General features: G+C 40.8%; 21 protein-coding genes. All 21 read left to right on the forward strand.

Going from position 1 to position 20583, the window contains the following annotated elements; all coding sequences use genetic code 11:
* The first annotated feature begins 142 nt into the window (after window positions 1–142).
* The 21 genes from sucC to flgG all read left to right on the forward strand — a co-directional run bounded on the left by sucC (window position 143) and on the right by flgG (window position 20547).
* The gene (gene sucC / locus C6344_RS03405) at window positions 143–1303 is read left to right on the forward strand and encodes an ADP-forming succinate--CoA ligase subunit beta (RefSeq protein ID WP_012009945.1); all 1161 of its coding nucleotides are present in this window, start codon (window positions 143–145) and stop codon (window positions 1301–1303) included.
* Between the two features lie 22 nt (window positions 1304–1325).
* Entirely contained in the window at window positions 1326–2228 is a 903-nt protein-coding gene (gene sucD / locus C6344_RS03410; protein WP_003212080.1) for a succinate--CoA ligase subunit alpha, read from the forward strand.
* Window positions 2229–2291: 63 nt separating this feature from the next.
* A complete protein-coding gene (dprA, locus tag C6344_RS03415; RefSeq protein ID WP_034662389.1) occupies window positions 2292–3194 on the forward strand; it encodes a DNA-processing protein DprA in 903 nt (300 codons plus the stop codon).
* 193 nt (window positions 3195–3387) lie between these two features.
* Window positions 3388–5463, forward strand: coding sequence for a type I DNA topoisomerase (topA, locus tag C6344_RS03420; protein ID WP_060596250.1), 2076 nt, complete (start codon window positions 3388–3390; stop codon window positions 5461–5463).
* A gap of 70 nt (window positions 5464–5533) precedes the next feature.
* Window positions 5534–6838 (forward strand): FADH(2)-oxidizing methylenetetrahydrofolate--tRNA-(uracil(54)-C(5))-methyltransferase TrmFO, encoded by a 1305-nt coding sequence (gene trmFO, locus C6344_RS03425; RefSeq protein WP_034662383.1) that lies wholly within the window; start codon window positions 5534–5536, stop codon window positions 6836–6838.
* A gap of 62 nt (window positions 6839–6900) precedes the next feature.
* A complete protein-coding gene (gene xerC / locus C6344_RS03430) occupies window positions 6901–7818 on the forward strand; it encodes a tyrosine recombinase XerC (protein WP_060596252.1) in 918 nt (305 codons plus the stop codon).
* A gap of 14 nt (window positions 7819–7832) precedes the next feature.
* Complete coding sequence (gene hslV / locus C6344_RS03435) at window positions 7833–8378, forward strand: ATP-dependent protease subunit HslV (RefSeq protein ID WP_003211247.1); 546 nt, start codon at window positions 7833–7835, stop codon at window positions 8376–8378.
* Between the two features lie 16 nt (window positions 8379–8394).
* Window positions 8395–9795: an ATP-dependent protease ATPase subunit HslU gene (gene hslU, locus C6344_RS03440; RefSeq protein ID WP_106030838.1), complete on the forward strand. Its 1401-nt coding sequence runs from the start codon at window positions 8395–8397 to the stop codon at window positions 9793–9795.
* 34 nt (window positions 9796–9829) lie between these two features.
* Complete coding sequence (codY, locus tag C6344_RS03445; protein ID WP_012009951.1) at window positions 9830–10609, forward strand: GTP-sensing pleiotropic transcriptional regulator CodY; 780 nt, start codon at window positions 9830–9832, stop codon at window positions 10607–10609.
* Between the two features lie 287 nt (window positions 10610–10896).
* The gene (flgB, locus tag C6344_RS03450) at window positions 10897–11286 is read left to right on the forward strand and encodes a flagellar basal body rod protein FlgB (RefSeq protein WP_012009952.1); all 390 of its coding nucleotides are present in this window, start codon (window positions 10897–10899) and stop codon (window positions 11284–11286) included.
* Window positions 11286–11738, forward strand: a complete 453-nt coding sequence (gene flgC / locus C6344_RS03455) for a flagellar basal body rod protein FlgC (protein WP_012009953.1) — start codon at window positions 11286–11288, stop codon at window positions 11736–11738. Before flgB ends, flgC begins: the two co-directional genes overlap by 1 nt.
* Before the next feature lie 11 nt (window positions 11739–11749).
* Window positions 11750–12067, forward strand: coding sequence for a flagellar hook-basal body complex protein FliE (gene fliE, locus C6344_RS03460; protein WP_007499609.1), 318 nt, complete (start codon window positions 11750–11752; stop codon window positions 12065–12067).
* A gap of 49 nt (window positions 12068–12116) precedes the next feature.
* Entirely contained in the window at window positions 12117–13709 is a 1593-nt protein-coding gene (gene fliF / locus C6344_RS03465; protein WP_060596256.1) for a flagellar basal-body MS-ring/collar protein FliF, read from the forward strand.
* Window positions 13710–13720: 11 nt separating this feature from the next.
* Entirely contained in the window at window positions 13721–14737 is a 1017-nt protein-coding gene (gene fliG, locus C6344_RS03470; protein WP_008344808.1) for a flagellar motor switch protein FliG, read from the forward strand.
* Window positions 14730–15494: a flagellar assembly protein FliH gene (gene fliH, locus C6344_RS03475; RefSeq protein ID WP_034662367.1), complete on the forward strand. Its 765-nt coding sequence runs from the start codon at window positions 14730–14732 to the stop codon at window positions 15492–15494. The genes fliG and fliH overlap by 8 nt, the downstream gene beginning before the upstream one ends.
* A complete protein-coding gene (gene fliI, locus C6344_RS03480; protein WP_034662365.1) occupies window positions 15491–16807 on the forward strand; it encodes a flagellar protein export ATPase FliI in 1317 nt (438 codons plus the stop codon). Before fliH ends, fliI begins: the two co-directional genes overlap by 4 nt.
* A gap of 8 nt (window positions 16808–16815) precedes the next feature.
* Window positions 16816–17259, forward strand: coding sequence for a flagellar export protein FliJ (gene fliJ / locus C6344_RS03485; RefSeq protein WP_034620036.1), 444 nt, complete (start codon window positions 16816–16818; stop codon window positions 17257–17259).
* Between the two features lie 11 nt (window positions 17260–17270).
* Window positions 17271–17969 carry a MotE family protein gene (locus C6344_RS03490; protein ID WP_066030910.1) on the forward strand — a complete coding sequence of 233 codons (699 nt, stop codon included), beginning with the start codon at window positions 17271–17273 and terminating at the stop codon, window positions 17967–17969.
* Window positions 17970–19292: a flagellar hook-length control protein FliK gene (locus tag C6344_RS03495; RefSeq protein ID WP_066030909.1), complete on the forward strand. Its 1323-nt coding sequence runs from the start codon at window positions 17970–17972 to the stop codon at window positions 19290–19292.
* Window positions 19292–19738, forward strand: coding sequence for a flagellar hook assembly protein FlgD (flgD, locus tag C6344_RS03500; RefSeq protein WP_106047793.1), 447 nt, complete (start codon window positions 19292–19294; stop codon window positions 19736–19738). Before C6344_RS03495 ends, flgD begins: the two co-directional genes overlap by 1 nt.
* A gap of 17 nt (window positions 19739–19755) precedes the next feature.
* The gene (gene flgG, locus C6344_RS03505; protein ID WP_066030908.1) at window positions 19756–20547 is read left to right on the forward strand and encodes a flagellar basal body rod protein FlgG; all 792 of its coding nucleotides are present in this window, start codon (window positions 19756–19758) and stop codon (window positions 20545–20547) included.
* Window positions 20548–20583 lie beyond the last annotated feature (36 nt).

The following is a 20583-nucleotide window of genomic DNA, read 5'->3' on the forward strand; positions in this document are numbered from 1 at the left end:
TTTTAATAAAATAAAAGTTTGAATGTTTAGAAGGATTTTACGATTTTACATAGAACCCTAGACATTCTCTTTTTTATTCTTTAAAATGAAAGCGCAGTCTATTTTATAATTTTTGTTTCTACATATGTTGGGAGGATGGGAAATGAATATCCATGAGTACCAAGGAAAAGAAATCCTAAGAAAATATGGGGTTTCAGTTCCAAATGGTAAAGTAGCATTTACACCTGATGAAGCAGTGAAAGCATCAGAAGAGCTAGAAAGCTCTGTATATGTCGTAAAAGCACAGATTCATGCAGGCGGCCGTGGTAAAGCAGGCGGGGTAAAAATTGCAAAAACAAAAGATGAAGTGAAAGGGTTTGCAGAGGAATTGCTCGGTAAAACACTTGTCACACATCAAACTGGGCCTGAAGGGCGCGAAATAAAACGCTTACTTATTGAAGAAGGCTGCGATATTCAAAAGGAGTACTACGTTGGACTTGTTTTGGACAGAGCGACATCAAGAATTGTATTGATGGCTTCTGAAGAAGGCGGTACTGAAATTGAAGAAGTAGCAGAAAAAACGCCAGAGAAAATCGTCAAAGTGGTCATCGACCCAGCGATTGGCTTGCAAGGCTATCAGGCAAGAGAAGTAGCGTTTAAAATTAATATTCCAACAAAATTAGTTGGCCAAGCTGTTAAGTTTATGACAAGTCTTTACAATGCGTTTATTGAAAAAGATTGTTCAATTGCTGAGATTAATCCACTTGTTGTAACAGGCGATGGAAAAGTCATGGCACTTGATGCGAAATTAAACTTTGATAGCAATGCTTTATATAGACAAAAAGATATATTAGAATACCGTGACCTTGATGAAGAGGATCCAAAAGAAATTGAAGCATCTAAATATGATCTAAGCTACATTTCTCTAGATGGAAATATTGGCTGTATGGTCAATGGTGCAGGTCTTGCGATGTCTACAATGGATATCATCAAGCATTACGGCGGGGACCCTGCAAACTTCCTGGATGTTGGGGGCGGTGCAACAGCTGAAAAAGTAACGGAAGCATTTAAAATCATCTTATCTGATCAAAATGTAAAAGGGATTTTCGTGAACATTTTTGGCGGTATCATGAAATGTGATGTCATTGCAGAAGGTGTCGTTGAAGCGACGAAACAAGTCGGCTTAACATTACCACTCGTTGTACGTCTTGAAGGAACAAACGTTGAATTAGGGAAGAAAATCCTGAGTGATTCAGGCTTAAATATCACTTCTGCTGAGTCTATGGCTGACGGGGCAGAAAAGATTGTATCTTTAGTCAAGTAGAGCAGAAAGGCAGGGAACCTAAATGAGTGTATTTATTAATAAAAATACGAGAGTAATTGTTCAGGGGATTACCGGTTCAACCGCATTGTTCCATACAAAACAAATGATTGAGTACGGAACAAATATTGTTGGCGGTGTCACACCTGGAAAAGGTGGAACTGAAGTAGAAGGAGTTCCTGTATTTAATACAGTATCTGAAGCTGTTCAAACAACTGGAGCAAATGCTTCTGTTATCTATGTACCAGCACCATTTGCAGCAGATGCCATTTTAGAGGCTGTTGATGCAGAAGTCGATCTAGTCATTTGTATCACAGAACATATTCCAGTGCTTGACATGGTCAAAGTGAAACGGTATATGGAAGGGAAAAAGACAAGACTTGTTGGCCCTAACTGCCCAGGTGTCATTACACCTGAAGAATGTAAGATTGGGATCATGCCTGGCTACATTCATAAAAAAGGTCATGTGGGTGTTGTTTCTCGTTCTGGAACGCTTACATATGAAGCGGTACATCAGCTTTCAGAAGCTGGCGTTGGTCAATCGACAGCTGTAGGAATCGGCGGAGACCCTGTCAATGGGACGAACTTTATTGATGTATTAAAAGCATTCAATGAAGACCCTGATACACATGCTGTGATTATGATCGGTGAAATCGGCGGTACGGCTGAAGAAGAAGCAGCTGAATGGGTAAAAGCAAATATGACAAAGCCAGTCGTTGGCTTTATTGGCGGTAAAACGGCGCCTCCAGGAAAACGCATGGGACATGCTGGTGCCATTATTTCTGGTGGTAAAGGAACAGCTGATGAAAAAGTAAAAACAATGCGTGAATGTGGAATTGAAGTGGCAGAGACACCATCTGTCATGGGAGAAACTTTGATTAAAGTGTTAAAAGAGAAAAATCTCTTCGAAGCTTGTAAAACGCATTAATGACACAAGAAGACTTGTTCTTTGACAAGTCTTCTTCTTTCTATCTTAAACTGGAGGAATGGTATGTACAACGTGTCCGAAAGAATGATTTTTCACCGCTTAAAAGGCCTCATCTCACCCTCTTTGTTAACAAAATGGTGGAAAGTCGATCCTGAGCTATATATAAATGAAGAAACACAACATTTCAAACAGGATCGATCATTACAAACGATCGACTTTACCCGCTTAAAACAAGCCGAAGAAAATGAATTCCCCATTTTTCAACACATCGTTCAAGCCTATTTAAAGCAAAACATTCACATGATACCCATCACATCACCCTTATATCCCAGCACACTAAAACATATTTATGATCCTCCCCCTGTGTTATTCCTAAAAGGAAACATATCATATTTAAATGAAGAAAAAAGTTTAGGTGTAGTAGGCACACGAGTTCCATCGTCTTATGGAGAAGCATGTGTGAAGAAAATTGTTGGTGAGCTTGTAAAGGAAGATTGGACGATTGTCAGTGGCTTAGCAAAAGGAATTGATGGACTTGCACATAAAGAGTGCATTCGGAATAAAGGGAAAACCATCGGTATTATAGCAGGCGGATTTCAGCACTTATACCCAAAGGAACATGTGCAAATGGCTCAATACATGGGAGAGCATCATTTGCTTTTATCCGAGCATCCGCCTTATGTGAAACCAGAAAAGTGGCATTTCCCAATGAGGAATCGTTTAATTAGTGCGCTGACAAGTGGAACCATCGTGATTCAGTGCAAAGAAAAGAGCGGTTCGCTCATTACCGCGTATCAAGCACTTGAGCAAGGTAAAGAGGTATTTGCGGTTGCAGGATCTATCTTTGATCCTAATTCCACAGGACCAGCCAGACTTATACAGCAGGGAGCAAAGCTTGTTCATTCAACGAAGGATATTTTAGAGGAATTCTCCTTCCGCAGCGTTCAATATACTGAACTCTCATAAAAATATCGTTTGACAAAAGACATAGGAATATTTAATAATAGTGAGGATTTAAGTTTACACTTTGTTTTTCGTGTTTATAATGATGTTCATCATAAAGAATTTTTAATGATTGCCTGTTAGATAAGTGCAATTAACATAAATATGAATTGTGAAATGTATAAAGAGAGAACACCTCTTAAGGGGGATTTTGAGTATGGCTGATTATTTAGTCATCGTTGAGTCGCCAGCCAAGGCGAAAACGATTGAGCGTTATTTAGGTAAAAAGTATAAAGTAAAGGCTTCAATGGGGCACATAAGAGATTTACCGAAAAGTCAGCTTGGTGTTGACACTGAGCATGACTTCGAACCGAGATATATTACGATTCGCGGGAAAGGCCCCGTTTTAAAAGAATTAAAAACAGCTGCGAAAAAAGCAAAGAAAGTCTATCTCGCAGCTGACCCTGATAGAGAGGGAGAAGCGATTGCTTGGCATTTAGCGCATAGCCTTGACCTTGACCTCTCTTCTGACTGCCGCGTTGTCTTTAATGAGATTACAAAAGATGCCATTAAAGATTCCTTTAAGCATCCACGTATGATCAACATGGATTTAGTTGATGCACAGCAGGCAAGACGGATCTTAGATCGTCTCGTCGGGTATAAAATCAGTCCGATTTTATGGAAGAAAGTGAAAAAGGGCTTAAGTGCCGGTCGTGTTCAATCAGTTGCACTCCGCCTGATTATTGATCGCGAGAATGAAATTAATGAATTTAAACCAGAAGAATACTGGACAATTGACGGTACATTCCTAAAAGGAAAAGAAAGCTTCGAAGCGAGCTTCTTTGGCGTCAATGGCAAAAAGCATCCACTGAAAACAAAAGAAGATGTAAAAGAAATCCTTTCGAAACTAAAAGGGAGCAAATTCTCTGTAGAGAAAGTGACGAAAAAAGAGCGTAAACGCAACCCAGCTGTTCCGTTTACAACATCTACTTTACAGCAGGAGGCTGCAAGAAAATTAAACTTCCGTGCGAAAAAGACGATGATGATTGCACAGCAATTATATGAAGGAATAGATCTTGGTAAAGAAGGTACAGTCGGACTCATTACATATATGAGAACGGACTCAACACGTATTTCCAATACGGCGATTGAAGAAGTATCTGCTTTCATTGATCAGACGTACGGTAAGAATTTCTTAAATACAACAAAACGAACCGCTAAAAAGAACGAAAATGCACAAGATGCTCATGAAGCCATCAGGCCGACTTCTACGCTAAGAAAACCAGCAGATGTCAAACATGTCTTAAGCCGAGATCAGCTTCGTCTGTATAAATTGATTTGGGAACGATTCGTGGCAAGCCAAATGGCGCCGGCTGTTCTTGATACAATGAGTGTAGACCTTGACAATAACGGGCTTACATTCCGTGCTAACGGGAGCAAAGTGAAATTCCCTGGATTCATGAAGGTATATGTAGAAGGGAAGGACGACCAGCTAGAAGAAAAGGACAAAATGCTGCCTGATCTTAAAGAAGGTGATACGGTTCTTTCAAAAGATATCGAACCTGAACAGCACTTCACGCAGCCGCCTCCGCGCTACACTGAGGCAAGACTTGTCAAAACACTTGAAGAGCTGGGTATAGGCCGTCCGTCTACGTACGCACCAACATTAGATACGATTCAAAAGCGCGGCTATGTCGCACTTGATAATAAACGGTTTATCCCAACAGAGCTTGGGGAAATTGTTCTTAACTTAATCATTGAATTCTTCCCTGAAATCATTAACGTGGAATTCACAGCGAAAATGGAAAAAGAACTTGATAGCGTTGAAGAAGGTACGATCGAATGGGTTCGCATTATCGACAGCTTCTATCAAGACTTTGCAAAACGGGTAGAAAAAGCAGAAGCAGAGATGCAAGAAGTTGAGATTGAGCCTGAATACGCCGGAGTTGACTGTGAAGAGTGTGGACATCCGATGGTGTACAAAATGGGTCGATACGGTAAGTTCATGGCTTGCTCTAACTTTCCTGACTGCCGTAACACAAAACCAATTGTCAAAGACATCGGTGTGAAATGCCCGACATGTCATGAAGGAAACATTGTTGAACGAAAATCTAAGAAGCGCCGCATTTTTTATGGCTGTGATCGTTTTCCAGAGTGTGAATTCGTCTCTTGGGACAAACCGATTGAAAGAAAGTGTCCAAAATGCGAAAATATGCTTGTAGAGAAAAAACTGAAAAAAGGCATTCAAGTTCAATGTGTGAACTGTGATTATAAAGAGGAACAACAAAAATAGCGGTGAACAGCCTTGTTCACCTGCTTTTTTATGTCATCAAACAGAACTTACGAAATAGGAGAGTTGTACAATGAGTCAATTTGTAAATGTGATCGGAGCAGGTTTAGCCGGAAGTGAAGCGGCATGGCAAATTGCCAAACGCGGAATTAAAGTCAACTTGTATGAAATGAGACCTGTCAAACAAACGCCAGCTCACCACACAGATAAATTTGCAGAGCTTGTATGCAGCAATTCACTGCGTGCCAACGCTTTGACGAATGCGGTCGGTGTATTAAAGGAAGAAATGCGTCATTTAGATTCAGCGATTATCGCAGCAGCAGACGAAAGCTCAGTCCCTGCTGGCGGAGCGCTTGCAGTAGATCGTCATGAATTTGCAGCAAACGTTACCGATCGCGTGAAAAATCATCCGAATGTGACGGTTTTTCAAGAAGAAGTGCAAAGCATTCCTGAAGGTCCGACAATTATTGCAACGGGCCCGCTTACATCTGAAGCACTTTCAAAAGAATTAAAATCTTTAACTGGTGAAGAGTATCTGTACTTCTACGATGCAGCGGCACCTATTCTAGAGAAAGATAGCATTGATATGGATAAGGTGTACTTGAAATCACGTTATGACAAAGGAGAAGCCGCTTATTTAAACTGTCCAATGACAGAAGAGGAATTTGATCGTTTTTATGAGGCGCTCATTTCTGCTGAAACTGTGCCATTAAAAGAGTTCGAAAAAGAAATCTTCTTTGAAGGCTGTATGCCAATTGAAGTCATGGCGAAAAGAGGAAAGAAAACGATGCTGTTTGGTCCGATGAAGCCAGTAGGACTTGAAGATCCGAAAACAGGAAAAAGACCTTACGCTGTTGTTCAATTAAGACAAGATGATGCAGCAGGTACTTTATATAACATCGTCGGCTTCCAGACACATCTGAAGTGGGGCGACCAAAAGGAAGTATTCCGCTTGATTCCAGGTCTTGAAGAAGCAGAAATCGTTCGATACGGCGTAATGCACCGCAATACATTTATTAACTCACCAAGTCTTTTAAAACCAACGTATCAGTTTAAAAATAGAGAGGATCTATTCTTTGCCGGACAAATGACAGGCGTTGAAGGCTATGTCGAGTCCGCAGCTTCCGGACTAGTGGCTGGAATTAACGCCGCTCGTTTTGTCAAAGGAGAAGAGCTTGTGACACTTCCGGAGGAAACGGCGATCGGCAGCATGGCTTATTACATCACATCGACAAACAAGAAAAGCTTCCAGCCGATGAATGCGAACTTTGGCTTGCTGAAAGATCTTGGTGTTCGGATTAAAAACAAACAAGAGCGTTATGCAGAGTACGCTAAGCGCGCAATCGAAACTATTCAAACTATTTCGAAATCTCTGTAGTAAAACATTGCACGGAAAGCAAGATATGTGATACCATTTAAAAGCCTTAAAGAGGTGTAAAAATGACGAATAAACAGCGTCTTGTCCACTTATTCATTGAATATCTGCAAATTGAAAAAAACTATTCTGCTTTAACAATCTCAGGATATACAGAAGCGATTGAAGAGTTTGTCAGATTTATGAACATTCAAGGAATAGACGGTTTTGAAGAGGTATCCTATCAAGATACGAGAATTTATTTAACAGAAGCTTATGAAAAAGGCCTGACAAGAAGAACGATTAGTAAGAAAGTCTCTGCGCTTCGCAGCTTTTATAAATTTCTATTAAGAGAACAGCTTGTGAAAGAAAATCCTTTTTTACTCGTTAGCTTACCAAAGCAGGATAAGCGAATTCCTTCATTTTTGTATGAAGAGGAACTTAAAGAGCTTTTTACAGTTTCTGATGTCAGCACACCGCTTGGGCAAAGAAACCAAGCGATTTTAGAACTTCTTTATGCAACAGGTATGAGGGTCAGTGAGTTATGTTCATTAAAAGAATCTGATCTTGATTTATCGTTGGATACAGTGCTTGTTCATGGGAAAGGCAGCAAGCAGCGGTATGTTCCTTTCGGTTCATATGCTCATGAAGCGCTCATCACTTATTTAGAGGATGGAAGGCAGAAACTGAAAGCTAAGGGGAATGATCGTGCTGATGCATATGTGTTTTTGAATCAGCGCGGGGCGCCTCTTACAGACAGAGGCGTTCGATTCATTCTCACTGAATTAATGAAAAAGGCGTCAGGCACACTACATATCCATCCTCACATGTTAAGGCACACCTTTGCCACACACCTCTTAAATGAGGGGGCAGATTTGAGAAGTGTTCAAGAACTTCTCGGTCATTCGAATTTATCATCAACTCAGGTGTACACGCATGTATCAAAAGATTCTTTAAGGAAAACATACATGTCTCATCACCCAAGGGCTTTTAAACGATCCTAAAAGGAGGTTTTTTCATGTCATCATTTCATGCAACAACCATCTTTGCCGTTCAACATAAAGGAAAAAGTGCGATGGCTGGAGACGGTCAAGTCACTTTCGGGCAGGCTGTCGTGATGAAACACACGGCAAAAAAAGTGCGCCGTCTTTTCGGAGGCAAGGTGCTTGCAGGTTTTGCAGGTTCAGTAGCAGATGCATTTACACTCTTTGAAAAGTTTGAAACGAAGCTTGAAGAATATGGTGGTAACTTAAAGCGGGCAGCCGTAGAACTAGCGAAAGAATGGCGAAGTGACAAGATGCTCAGACAGCTTGAGGCCATGCTGATCGTTATGAACAAAGACAGCATCCTGCTTGTCTCTGGGACAGGAGAGGTCATCGAACCAGATGACGGTATTTTGGCCATCGGCTCAGGCGGCAATTATGCGCTTAGCGCCGGGAGAGCACTCAAAACACATGCAGGTGATCACCTCACAGCGAGAGATATTGCAAAGGCTGCTCTTGAAACCGCCGGAGAAATCTGTGTCTACACGAACGATCAAATCACTTTAGAAGAGCTTGAATAGAAAGGACATGAGACGTATGGAGAAAAAGCCGTTCACCCCAAGAGAGATAGTTGAAAAGCTTGATCAATATATTATTGGTCAGCTTGATGCGAAAAAAGCAGTGGCGGTGGCTTTAAGAAACCGTTACAGAAGAAGCCTTTTACATGATAAGCTAAAGGATGAAGTCGTTCCGAAAAATATTTTAATGATCGGCCCAACAGGTGTGGGGAAAACAGAGATTGCCCGCAGAATTGCAAAAATTTCTGGTGCGCCTTTTATTAAAGTGGAAGCGACGAAGTTTACTGAAGTTGGTTATGTCGGCCGTGATGTAGAATCGATGGTCAGAGATCTAGTTGAGACAGCGATCAGAATTGTCAAAGAAGAAAAGATGAAAGACGTTCAAGAAGAAGCAGAAAAACAAGCAAATAAACGTCTTGTTCATTTACTTGTTCCTGGCAAGAAAAAAAGCCAGTCTGTGAAAAATCCTTTTGAGATGCTGTTTGGCGGTTCTGATGAAGATGACCGTGATCGAGATCAATCAAGTGAAGAAGTTGAACTTGAATCGACAAGAAAGCGAATCGCACATCAGCTGGCTATGGGAGAACTTGAAGATCATTACGTCACGATCGAAGTTGAAGAGCAGCAACCATCCATGTTTGATATGCTTCAGGGCTCGGGTATGGAGCAAATGGGCATGAACATGCAGGATGCGCTCGGCAATCTCATGCCTAAAAAGAAAAAACGCAGAAAGCTGACCGTCAGAGAAGCAAGAAAGGCGTTAACTGCTGAGGAAGCTTCAAAACTAATTGACATGGATGAAGTCAGTCAGGAAGCCGTTTATAAAGCAGAACAGCAAGGGATTATTTTTATCGACGAAATCGACAAAATCGCCAAAAGCGGTGGTGCATCATCTGCAGATGTTTCTCGTGAAGGTGTTCAACGTGATATTTTACCGATTGTAGAAGGTTCAACTGTGATGACGAAATATGGGGCAGTGAAAACAGACCATGTGCTTTTTGTAGCAGCAGGTGCATTTCATATGGCGAAACCATCAGATTTGATTCCAGAGCTTCAAGGGCGCTTCCCAATCCGTGTAGAATTAGATAAATTAAGTATCGAAGACTTTGTGAAAATCTTAACGGAACCAGATAATGCATTATTAAAGCAATATAAAGCTTTACTTGAAACAGAAGGTATATCTCTTGAATTTTCTGACGATGCTATTCATAAGATTGCCGAAGTGGCTTATCATGTCAATCAGGAGACAGATAACATCGGTGCAAGAAGGCTTCATACCATACTTGAAAAGCTGCTTGAAGAGCTTTCATTTGAGGCGCCTGATATTACACTGGAGACAGTGACCATTACCCCTCAGTATGTAGAAGAGAAGCTAGGAAAGATTGCAAATAACAAAGACTTAAGTCAATTTATACTTTAACAAATGAATAAAGTAATCTAGGAGGATCATTAATATGGCGTTACTACAAAAAACAAGGATTATTAACTCAATGCTGCAAGATGCAGCGGGGAAACCAGTTAATTTTAAGGAAATGGCAGAAACGTTGAGAGATGTCATTGATTCAAACATTTTCGTGTTAAGCAGAAGAGGGAAGCTTCTAGGCTACTCGATCAACCAGCAGATTGAAAATCCGCGTATGAAGAAAATGCTTGAAGACCGTCAGTTCCCTGAAGAATATACAAAGAGTCTATTCAACATCCCTGAAACATCTTCAAACCTTGACATTAATAGTGAGTATACAGCTTTCCCGATTGAGAACCGTGATTTATTCGAATCAGGTTTGACAACCATTGTTCCAATTATCGGAGGAGGAGATCGTTTAGGCACGTTAATCCTGTCTCGTTTGCAAGATACATTCAAAGATGATGATTTAATTCTTGCTGAATACGGTGCAACAGTTGTTGGAATGGAGATCCTTCGTGAGAAAGCAGAGGAAATCGAAGAAGAAGCAAGAAGTAAAGCCGTTGTCCAAATGGCGATTAGTTCTCTATCATATAGTGAGCTTGAAGCCATTGAGCACATCTTTGAAGAACTTGATGGCAACGAAGGGCTTCTTGTGGCAAGTAAAATTGCTGACCGTGTAGGAATCACTCGTTCAGTGATCGTGAACGCCTTACGTAAGTTAGAAAGTGCAGGCGTCATCGAATCTCGTTCTCTTGGAATGAAGGGAACGTATATCAAAGTGTTAAACAACAAATTTTTAATCGAACTTGAAAATTTAAAATCTCATTAATCAAAACCCCTTTTCGGCCAAAATTACAAGCTGAAAAGGGGTATTTTTTTATAAAAAAGAGGATTTGTCCGAAAAATGACACTCTTTTTTCCAAGAAAACCCTTACAATTCTTAGTTCTTTGAATCTAGGTCTTTATACCTATTCGTAAAATAGATATATATTACGAGTTTTTTTTACATATACATCATAGACTTTAATCCTATTATTTCTTACAATGAACATATGGTTTTACAAATCTCGACATGATTAAATGGAATGAAATACATATGATTGGAGGTATATGGTTTTGGATATATTTTCTGGAACGATAAGCAACCTTGAGAATGCCTTGGGCAGAGCGAATGTTAAGCAAAAAGTCATAAGCAATAATATCGCGAATATAGACACACCGAACTACAAGTCGAAAAACGTCGCTTTTCATGATATGCTAAACGATGCGTCGATCAAGTTAGATGCTAAAAAAACATACCAAGGTCACATTGATTTTTCTAAAACAGGGTCTAATTATTCAGTTGTTTCGAGCAACCGTACTTCATATCAAGAAAACGGAAATAATGTCGATATTGATCAAGAGATGAGTGAACTCGCTAAAAACCAAATTCAGTATAATGCGTTGGTTGAAAGAATGAGTGGAAAATTCAATTCTCTTAAAACAGTTTTGACAGGAGGTAAGTGATGTCAATTTTTTCAGGCGTTAACGCTTCGGCCTCAGCATTAACAGCTCAGAGGCTCAGAATGGACGTTGTATCCTCTAACCTTGCAAATATGGATACAACAAGAGCGAAACAGGTTGATGGCAACTGGGAGCCTTATAGACGTAAGCTCGTCACATTACAGCCGTCAGGTGAATCGTTTTCATCTATATTGAACTCAAGTATGAATTCGAGCGGCAAATTAGGAAACGGCGTGAAAGCAACGAAGATTACAGAAGACGAAACTCCATTCAACCTTCAATATGATCCTACAAATCCCGATGCCAATGAAAATGGATATGTTCAAACACCTAATGTTGATCCATTAAAGGAAATGGTTGACCTCATCAGCAGCTCAAGGTCATATGAAGCAAACGTGACCGCACTAAATGCGAATAAAAGCATGTTGATGAAAGCTTTAGAAATAGGAAAGTAAGGTGAAAAGAATTGGTTAACGCAATATCTCCTTTCCAGCTTCAAACCGCTCAGCAAGCAAGTGAATTGACGAATGCATCGTCCGTTCAGGCGGCTGCACCTAAAAGTCAAACGAATTTCTCTGATGTGCTGAAGAATTCCATTGAGGCATTAAATCAATCACAGCTGAAATCAGACCAGTATACAAATGCTCTTGCACAAGGAAAAGATGTCAATCTCGATGAAGTCATGATTGCCTCGCAAAAAGCGAGTGTGACACTCACAGCTGCAACGGAGTTTCGAAATAAAGCAGTCGAAGCGTACCAAGAGATTATGAGAATGCAGATGTAGGAGGTGCTGACGGACAAAAAAAGACTGAATGGAATGACCGGGGGTTAAGATGAATCGTACTTTAATGCAATTAAGAACAAAAACAGTTGAGTTTTGGCGAAATCGATCAAAATTACAAAAAATACTCATGATTGGCGGCGTTGCTGCCCTAGCAATCATTATTACGGTTGTTAGCATCTTTGCTTCTTCTGAAAAAATGGTTCCATTGTTTAGAGATTTGTCTGAGGCAGAAGCTGGGCAAATCAAACAGGAACTGGATGGCAAAAACGTTAAATCGGAACTTGCGAATAATGGAACAACGATTCTCGTTCCAGAAAAGCAGGCCGACACTTTAAAAGTAACACTCGCATCTGAGGGTCTCCCTAAGACAGGGAATATTGATTATTCCTTCTTTGCGAACAATTCCGGCTTCGGTTTAACAGATAATGAATTTGATGTTCTGAAAGTAGACGCAACTCAGACAGAACTATCCAATCTGATCAACACGATTGATGGGATTAAAGATTCAAAAGTTATGATTAACCTGCCAAAAGATTCCGTTTTTGTTGGAGAAGAGCAAAGTAATGCATCAGCATCCATTGTGCTGCAAGTTGAGTCTGGCTACACGCTCGCGCCGCAGCAAGTAAAAGGCCTTTATCATCTTATTTCAAAAAGTGTGCCGAATTTAAAGACAGAAAACATTGTCATTATGGACCAAGATTCCAACTACTACGACTTAAACAGCAGTTCCGATTCTTATGCAAGTGGAATGGATGCACAGCAGCAGAAAAAAGAAGAGATTGAAAAGAACCTTCAAAGAAAAATTCAACAGCTGCTCGGAACAATGATGGGTCAAGAAAAAGTGGCTGTATCGGTCACAACAGACATTGATTTTACTGAAGAGAAAAGAAAAGAAGATCTTGTAGAACCAGTTGATAAAGAAAACATGCAAGGCATTGCTGTCAGTGCTGAAAAGATTGCTGAAACTTATTCAGGAAATGGTGCAGCAGCTGGAGGCACCGCTGGAACAGGCGACGATGATGTCACAAATTATCAAGGCGCCGATGGAGCGAACGGTAGCGGAGATTACGAAAAGAGCGAAGATCGTATCAACTATGAAGTCAACCGCATTCATAAAGATATCAAAGAGAGCCCTTATAAAATTAGAGATGTTGGCATTCAAGCATTGGTCGAACCACCAACTGCAAACGATGTGAACTCTTTAACACCTGAAAGGCAAGATGATATCAAAAAGATTCTTTCAACGATCATTAGCACTTCAATTGATAAAGAATACACAAATGGTCAAGCGCTCACTCAAGCGGACTTAGATAACAAAATTGTTTTATCTGTATCAAAATTAGACGGTAAACAGCAAACTGCAGCAGAAAACCCATCAAACAATATTCCAATCTGGGTTTATATTGTAGGCGGTGTGCTACTACTTGCAATTATCGCTCTCATTATTCTTCTTGTGCGTAAACGCAGAAAAGAAGAGGAAGAAGAGTTTGAGTTTGATGAACGTACACCAATCCATGTTCCTGATATCGACACTGAACCAGAAACAGAAGAAATGGTGAGAAAAAATCAGCTTGAAAAAATGGCAAAAGAAAAACCAGAAGACTTTGCTAAATTGCTACGCAGCTGGCTGTCCGAGGATTAGGAGGAATACACATGTCGAGAAAAGATCCAAATCGACTAACAGGCAGACAAAAAGCAGCAATCCTAATGATTTCCTTAGGGCTAGACGTGTCAGCATCTGTATACAAACATCTGTCTGAAGACGAAATAGAAAAATTAACATTAGAAATTTCCAATGTACGAAGTGTAGATACTGCTAAGAAAGATGAAATCATCGAAGAGTTTCACAGCATCGCCATCGCGCAGGACTACATATCACAAGGCGGTCTTATGTACGCAAGACAAGTGCTTGAAAAAGCGCTTGGTGAGGACAAAGCGGACAGCATCTTAAACCGATTAACATCCTCGCTTCAAGTGAAACCGTTTGATTTTGCTCGAAAGGCTGACCCAGAACAAATCTTAAACTTTATCCAGCATGAGCATCCACAAACCATCGCGCTCATCCTTTCCTACTTAGATCCAGTCCAAGCTGGGCAGATTTTATCTGAATTAGGAGAGGAAGTACAAACAGAGGTTGCGAGACGTATTGCTTTAATGGACCGCACATCTCCAGAGATCATCAATGAAGTGGAACGCATTCTTGAACAAAAGCTTTCTTCAACCTTTACGCAGGACTATACGCAAACGGGCGGGGTCGAAGCGGTTGTAGAAGTACTAAATGGTGTAGACCGTGCGACCGAGAAGACCATTTTAGACACACTTGAAATTCAAGATCCTGAGCTTGCTGATGAAATTAAGAAACGTATGTTTGTCTTTGAAGATATTGTCACTCTTGACAGTAGAGCGATTCAGCGCGTGATCAGAGATGTTGAAAATGACGACTTATTGCTCGCGCTCAAAGTGGCAAGCGAAGAGGTCAAAGAAATTGTCTTCCGCAACATGTCACAGCGAATGGTCGAAACGTTCAAAGAAGAAATGGAGTTTATGGGACCTGTCCGGCTTAGAGATGTCGAGGAAGCACAAACTCGTATTGTCAGCATCGTAAGACGACTCGAGGAAGCTGGAGAAATCGTCATAGCTCGAGGCGGAGGAGACGATATCATTGTCTAGGATTATCAAACATGAAACATCTGTTATTCCTGAGCAAGGCCGGCAAACGATTCCTTTGCAGCAAGTGGAGTTTAAAAAAGAACATCACGAAGAAGAGCTTGTCAATGAAACAGAAGCATCGCAGCTTGTACTAAGTGATGCTGAAGATCAAGCAAGCCGTATAGTAGAACAAGCAAATAGTGAGCTTGAAAAAACAATGGCTGAAATCAATCAGCGCCGCGCTGCTTTTGAAGAAGAAAGAATGCAGCTCATTGAAGAAGCGAAACAAGCAGGTTACCAAGATGGCTTCCAAAAGGGTGAAACAGATGCGAATATGCAGTACCAATCGATTCTTGATCAAGCGAATGACATTGTCAGTCTTGCCAAGCAGGATTACGAAGAAAAAATTGAAAGCTCCGCAGAAAAAATTGTGGAACTGGCTTTCGAACTCGCCAAACGCGTTTGGTACTCGGCTGAGGACACGAAAGATCAATTTTTGGCTCTCGTGAAGCAGGTCATTTCAGAAGTGAAAGAATATGACGATATTTCCATCTATGTTGACCCTGAACATTACGATCATGTGATGGAGTATAAAGACGAATTAATCAGAATCCTTCAAAAGGATACACACCTTGCCATTTACTCGGATGAAAAAGCGCCAAAAGGGACTTGTTACGTAGAAACAAGCTTTGGAAAAGTGGAAGCGAGTGTTGATACCCAAATGAATCAGTTGAAAGAAAAGTTACTAGAAGTCATTGATTCAGGTGATCACAAATGAACATTGATGTGTTAAAAGAAACAATTGAAACCGCCGATCCTTATAAACGATTTGGCAAAGTCAATCGAGTTGTTGGGCTGATGATTGAATCTAAGGGGCCGGAGAGTTCTATCGGAGACGTGTGTCTCATTCATAAAAAAGGGCGTAGGCACGATCCGATAAAAGCAGAGGTCGTAGGGTTTAGAGATGAAAACATTCTGCTCATGCCTTATGTAGAAGCATCCAATATTTCACCAGGAAGTCTAGTTGAAGCGACAGGTGAGTCGCTGAAGGTCAAAGTTGGGACTGGATTAATCGGCGAAGTCGTTGATGCCTTCGGTGATCCGCTGGACGGCAGTATGCTTCCAAAGGGACTTGCGCCTGTTTCGACAGAACAGTCTCCCCCAAATCCGATGGACAGGCCGCCGATTCGAGAAAAGATGGGCGTTGGTGTCAGAGTGATCGATAGTCTGCTCACAGTTGGCACTGGTCAAAGGATCGGGATTTTTGCTGGAAGTGGTGTTGGAAAAAGTACCTTAATGGGGATGATTGCAAAGCAGACAGAAGCAGATCTGAATGTCATTGCCCTTGTAGGAGAGCGTGGCCGTGAAGTTCGTGAGTTTATTGAAAAGGATTTAGGTGCCGAAGGACTGAAGCGATCAATTGTTGTTGTCGCAACTTCTGACCAGCCTGCACTGACGAGAATGAAAGCTGCTTATACAGCAACAGCTATTGCGGAATATTTTAGAGACAGAGGGAAAAATGTCATGTTCATGATGGACTCTGTTACACGGGTCGCTATGGCACAAAGGGAAATCGGTCTTGCAACTGGCGAACCGCCAACGACAAAAGGATATACGCCTTCGGTGTTCGCTATACTGCCTAAATTACTTGAACGAACTGGAACGAATCAGCTTGGTTCCATCACAGCGTTTTACACAGTGCTTGTTGATGGTGACGATATGAATGAGCCAATCGCTGATACAGTCAGGGGGATCTTAGATGGCCACATTGTACTTGATCGTGCTTTAGCCAACAAAGGACAATTTCCCGCTGTCAATATTCTGAAAAGTATCAGCCGCGTTATGAGCAATATCGCAAGTCATGATCACAAGGAGGCGGCCAACCGGTTCCGCCAGCTTTTATCCACTTATCAAAACGCTGAAGACCTCATTAACATTGGAGCTTATAAAAAAGGCTCCTCGAAAGACATTGATGAGGCCATGCAGGCTTATCCTCATCTGATTTCATTTTTGAAGCAGGATGTAGAAGAGGCTGTATCTATTGAAGACAGTGTGAATTTATTGCTCCGTTTGATGAATAGAGAGGATTGACAAAAACAGTGAGATATCAATACAAATTTCAAAAGCTCTTAGAACTGAAAGAAAGTGAAAAAGACAAGTCACTCGCAGCGTACCAACAATCCGTTTCAGCATTTGAGCAAGTCGCTGAAAAACTCTATGAAAATATGAGTAAAAAAGAATTAATGGAAAAAAGCAAAGAAGAAAAGCTGAGAAGTGGTATGAGTGTTCAAGAAATGCGTCATTACCAGCAATTTGTGACCAATTTAGATAACACCATTCAGCACTATCAGCAGCTTGTGATCATGAAACGCCATCAAATGAATGAAAAACAATCTGATTTAACTGAAAAAAACATTGAGTTTAAAAAGTTTGAAAAAATGAAAGAAAAGCAGTATGAAAAGTTTTCCCTTGAACATAAGGCCATTGAAATGAAAGAAATGGATGATATCTCTATCAGCCAATTCATGTTTCAAGGACATTAGGAGTCGAGATAATGCCTAAGAAGGAAAAAACGAAGGAATCAAGCGGCGGTAAATTTCAATGGATCTTGTTTATTGTCATTATCCCATTGATTGTGCTTGTGATTGTGACTGGCACAATCCTTTATATTGCGGGTTTTGATCTAAAGAAACCGCTCCAAAACATTCCGGTGATCAGCAGTTTGGTTGGTTCAGATGACACCTCAAAAACGTCATCTTCACATAATGATCAAAGCGATGCAGAATTGAAGGAACTGAAAAAGACCATTAAAGAGCAAAAAAATGAACTTGAAATTGCGCAAAAAGATTTAAAAACAAGTGATGAAGAGATTAAAAGACTGAATCAAAAAATCAGTTCGCTTGAAAAAACATCTAAAAATGATGCGAATAATACGTCAGCGAGTGATAGTTCAACAAACAACAGCTCATCAAGAGATACATCAGGTAATAATGCGTCAGGGACAACTTCTGATGGGGCAGGAGCCTCTAACCAGAAACCTAAAGGGAAGATTGTCAGTATCTATGAAAGCATGGACGCAGGGAAATCCGCCAAAATTTTATCAGAATTAAGTGATAAAGAGGCATTGAAGATCCTCGAAGAGCTGAGCAAAAATAAACTAACAGACATATTAGCAAAACTAACACCTCAGAAGGCAGCTACGTTTACGAAAGAGCTTTCTAAAAAAGAAAGTGAAAATGGGGGTGGACAATAAGTGAAGCTATTGGATATTGGAGCCTTACAGCAATCGTCTCAAGGTCTCTCGGGACCAAAGGGGAGCGGCGTGGCCTCTGCAAGCGGGTTGTTTAAACAATTACTTAGCGGGGCAGGCGCTCAAAGCGACCTTGTGAATACTGAGACAGCGGGTGCCACTCTTTCCATCAATGATGCGATGCAAATCATTGAAAAATGGATGCAATCACCTGAAGAAGGCATCAACGGAGACCTTCTTAGCGCGCTTCAAACACTTCAAGGTCAAACGCTTGATTCGTCTGATCTCAAGTCACTAGAAGAGCTATTTAAAAAAATGGAATCATCCATTTACGGTGATCAAGCTGATAAGCCAGCTTCTGAACATAGTGAGCAGCTCATACAAGTCCACTTTTTCTTATATCAACTGCTCAATCAACAGCCGCTCAGCTTTGATGCAAAGTTAGTGCAGGATATTGAAGCAAAGGGTCAAGACTTCATTCACTTTCTTTCAAAAAATGGGGTAGATGAGAAACTGATTCAGCAAGTAAAAGAGCAGTTTTTCTCGCAGGGTTCAGCACCAAAGCTGAATTCGATGTCTCAAAGTGAGCTGAAACACTTTAATCAGTTAATCGACCATATGATGGCAAACGCAAAAGGATCAGACAAAGAGTTGAAAATTGCTTTAGGAGAGTTAAAAGAATTGGTCTCTCCAAGACAAGAATCTACTCTTGCTTCTCCGGCAAAAGGTGCTTCCTCCCTTGAATGGCTCATCAAAAAGGAAGTTGTCAAAGGACAAAGCACTGCTGCACCTGCTTCTGAAAAAAACATCACTCATACGCTTTTGCCAGGTCATAAGCAGTTTTTTCAACTGCAATCAGCAGCTCCTGTTCAACAGACACAAACAACTGATGAAAAGCCAGGAACGGTTGATCAACAAATACTAAATACGTGGAAGCAAATGAAATTCACGCCATTTGGAAACTCAAGCGGACGCTTCACAGTTCGATTAAATCCAGAAAATCTCGGATTTATCACGATTCAGCTGACGAAGCAAAACGGCATGTATGCGAGTAAAATTACAGCTTCAACGCAAGCAGCGAAAGAGCTGTTAGAGCACCATCTGCCGCAGCTCAAACAGGCGCTTCCGAATATGTCGGTTCAAGTGGACCGTTTCCATATACCGCTTCAATCAAATGAGCAGTCGTTATTTGGACAGTTTAATGAAGAAAACAAGCAGCAGCAGTCAAAAGGGCAGAATTTCCAGAAGCCTGATGAACAGGAAGCAGAATTCCAAGATGTACTGGATGCTCTTGTTGGGTCAGATGAAGAAGAGGAGGAAATCTAATGGCAACAGTTGATGCTACAAATAGAACAGTCGCACAAACAGACACTTCTTCAAAGACAGAAAAGAAAACAGATACGCTCGGTAAAGATCAATTCTTGAAAATATTGCTTACACAGCTTCAAAACCAAGATCCAACAAACCCACTAGATGACCGTGAGTTTGTCACACAGCTTGCAACATTTTCATCTTTAGAACAACAAACCAATATGAATGATTCTATTACCAAGCTGAATCAGCTCATGTCTACATTTGTTGCTCACCAAGATCCGTTTACGACGTATGTAGGATGGATTGGTAAAGAAGTATCCGGTAAACAAGATGATAAAGAGATATCAGGCACTGTGAAGTCTGTTAAAAACATAAACAATGAATACTTCTTGTATTTAGAAGATGGAACGAAAATCAGCCCTTGGGATGTTACAGCAGTTGGAGAAAAAACGAAGTAATTCGAGGAGGAAAATAAATGTTACGCTCACTTTACTCAGGAATTAGCGGAATGAAAAACTTCCAATCAAAATTAGATGTTGTAGCCAACAACGTAGCCAACGTCAATACACACGGATACAAAAAAAGCCGTATCACTTTTAAAGATATGGTCAGCCAAACCATTGGAAGTTCTGGTGGACCAACGAACAACTCTGGTTCAATCAACTCAAAACAAATTGGTTTAGGATCATCTTTATCTTCTATTGATAAAATCATGTCAGCGGGATCTTCTCAAAATACAAATGAACCTTACGACTTCTATATCAATGGAGATGGGTTTTTCCGGATTGAAAGTCAAGGAGAAATTCTTTATACAAGAACAGGGAATTTCGACACTGATTCAGAGGGAAGCTTAGTCACCCCTGATGGAAATTATCTGCTTGGAATGAATGGACAAAAGATAACGATTCCAGACGGCGTTTCGAGTGTGAGTGTTGGTCCAGATGGAACGGTTTCGGTTGTTGAAAACAATGTATCAAGAACCGTTGGTCAAGTATCACTCGTATCTTTCCGTAACGCAGGAGGATTAGACAAAGTTGGTGACAACCTTTACCGCCAAACGTTAAGCTCAGGTGCTCCAAGTAACCCTATCGTACCTGGTGAACAAGGAACGGGCGTCATCCAAACAGGTAGACTTGAAATGTCAAACGTTGATTTAACAGACGAGTTTACTGAAATGATTATCGCACAGCGTGGTTTCCAATCGAATGCAAAGACGATCACAACATCTGATGAAATCCTGCAAGAGCTTGTGAATCTGAAACGATAGGAGGTAGGGGGAGCGGTTTATCGCTTCTCTGCTTAA

Origin of the sequence: Bacillus sp. GBSW19, from assembly GCF_002998655.1 — a bacterium.
Taxonomy (GTDB): domain Bacteria; phylum Bacillota; class Bacilli; order Bacillales; family Bacillaceae; genus Bacillus.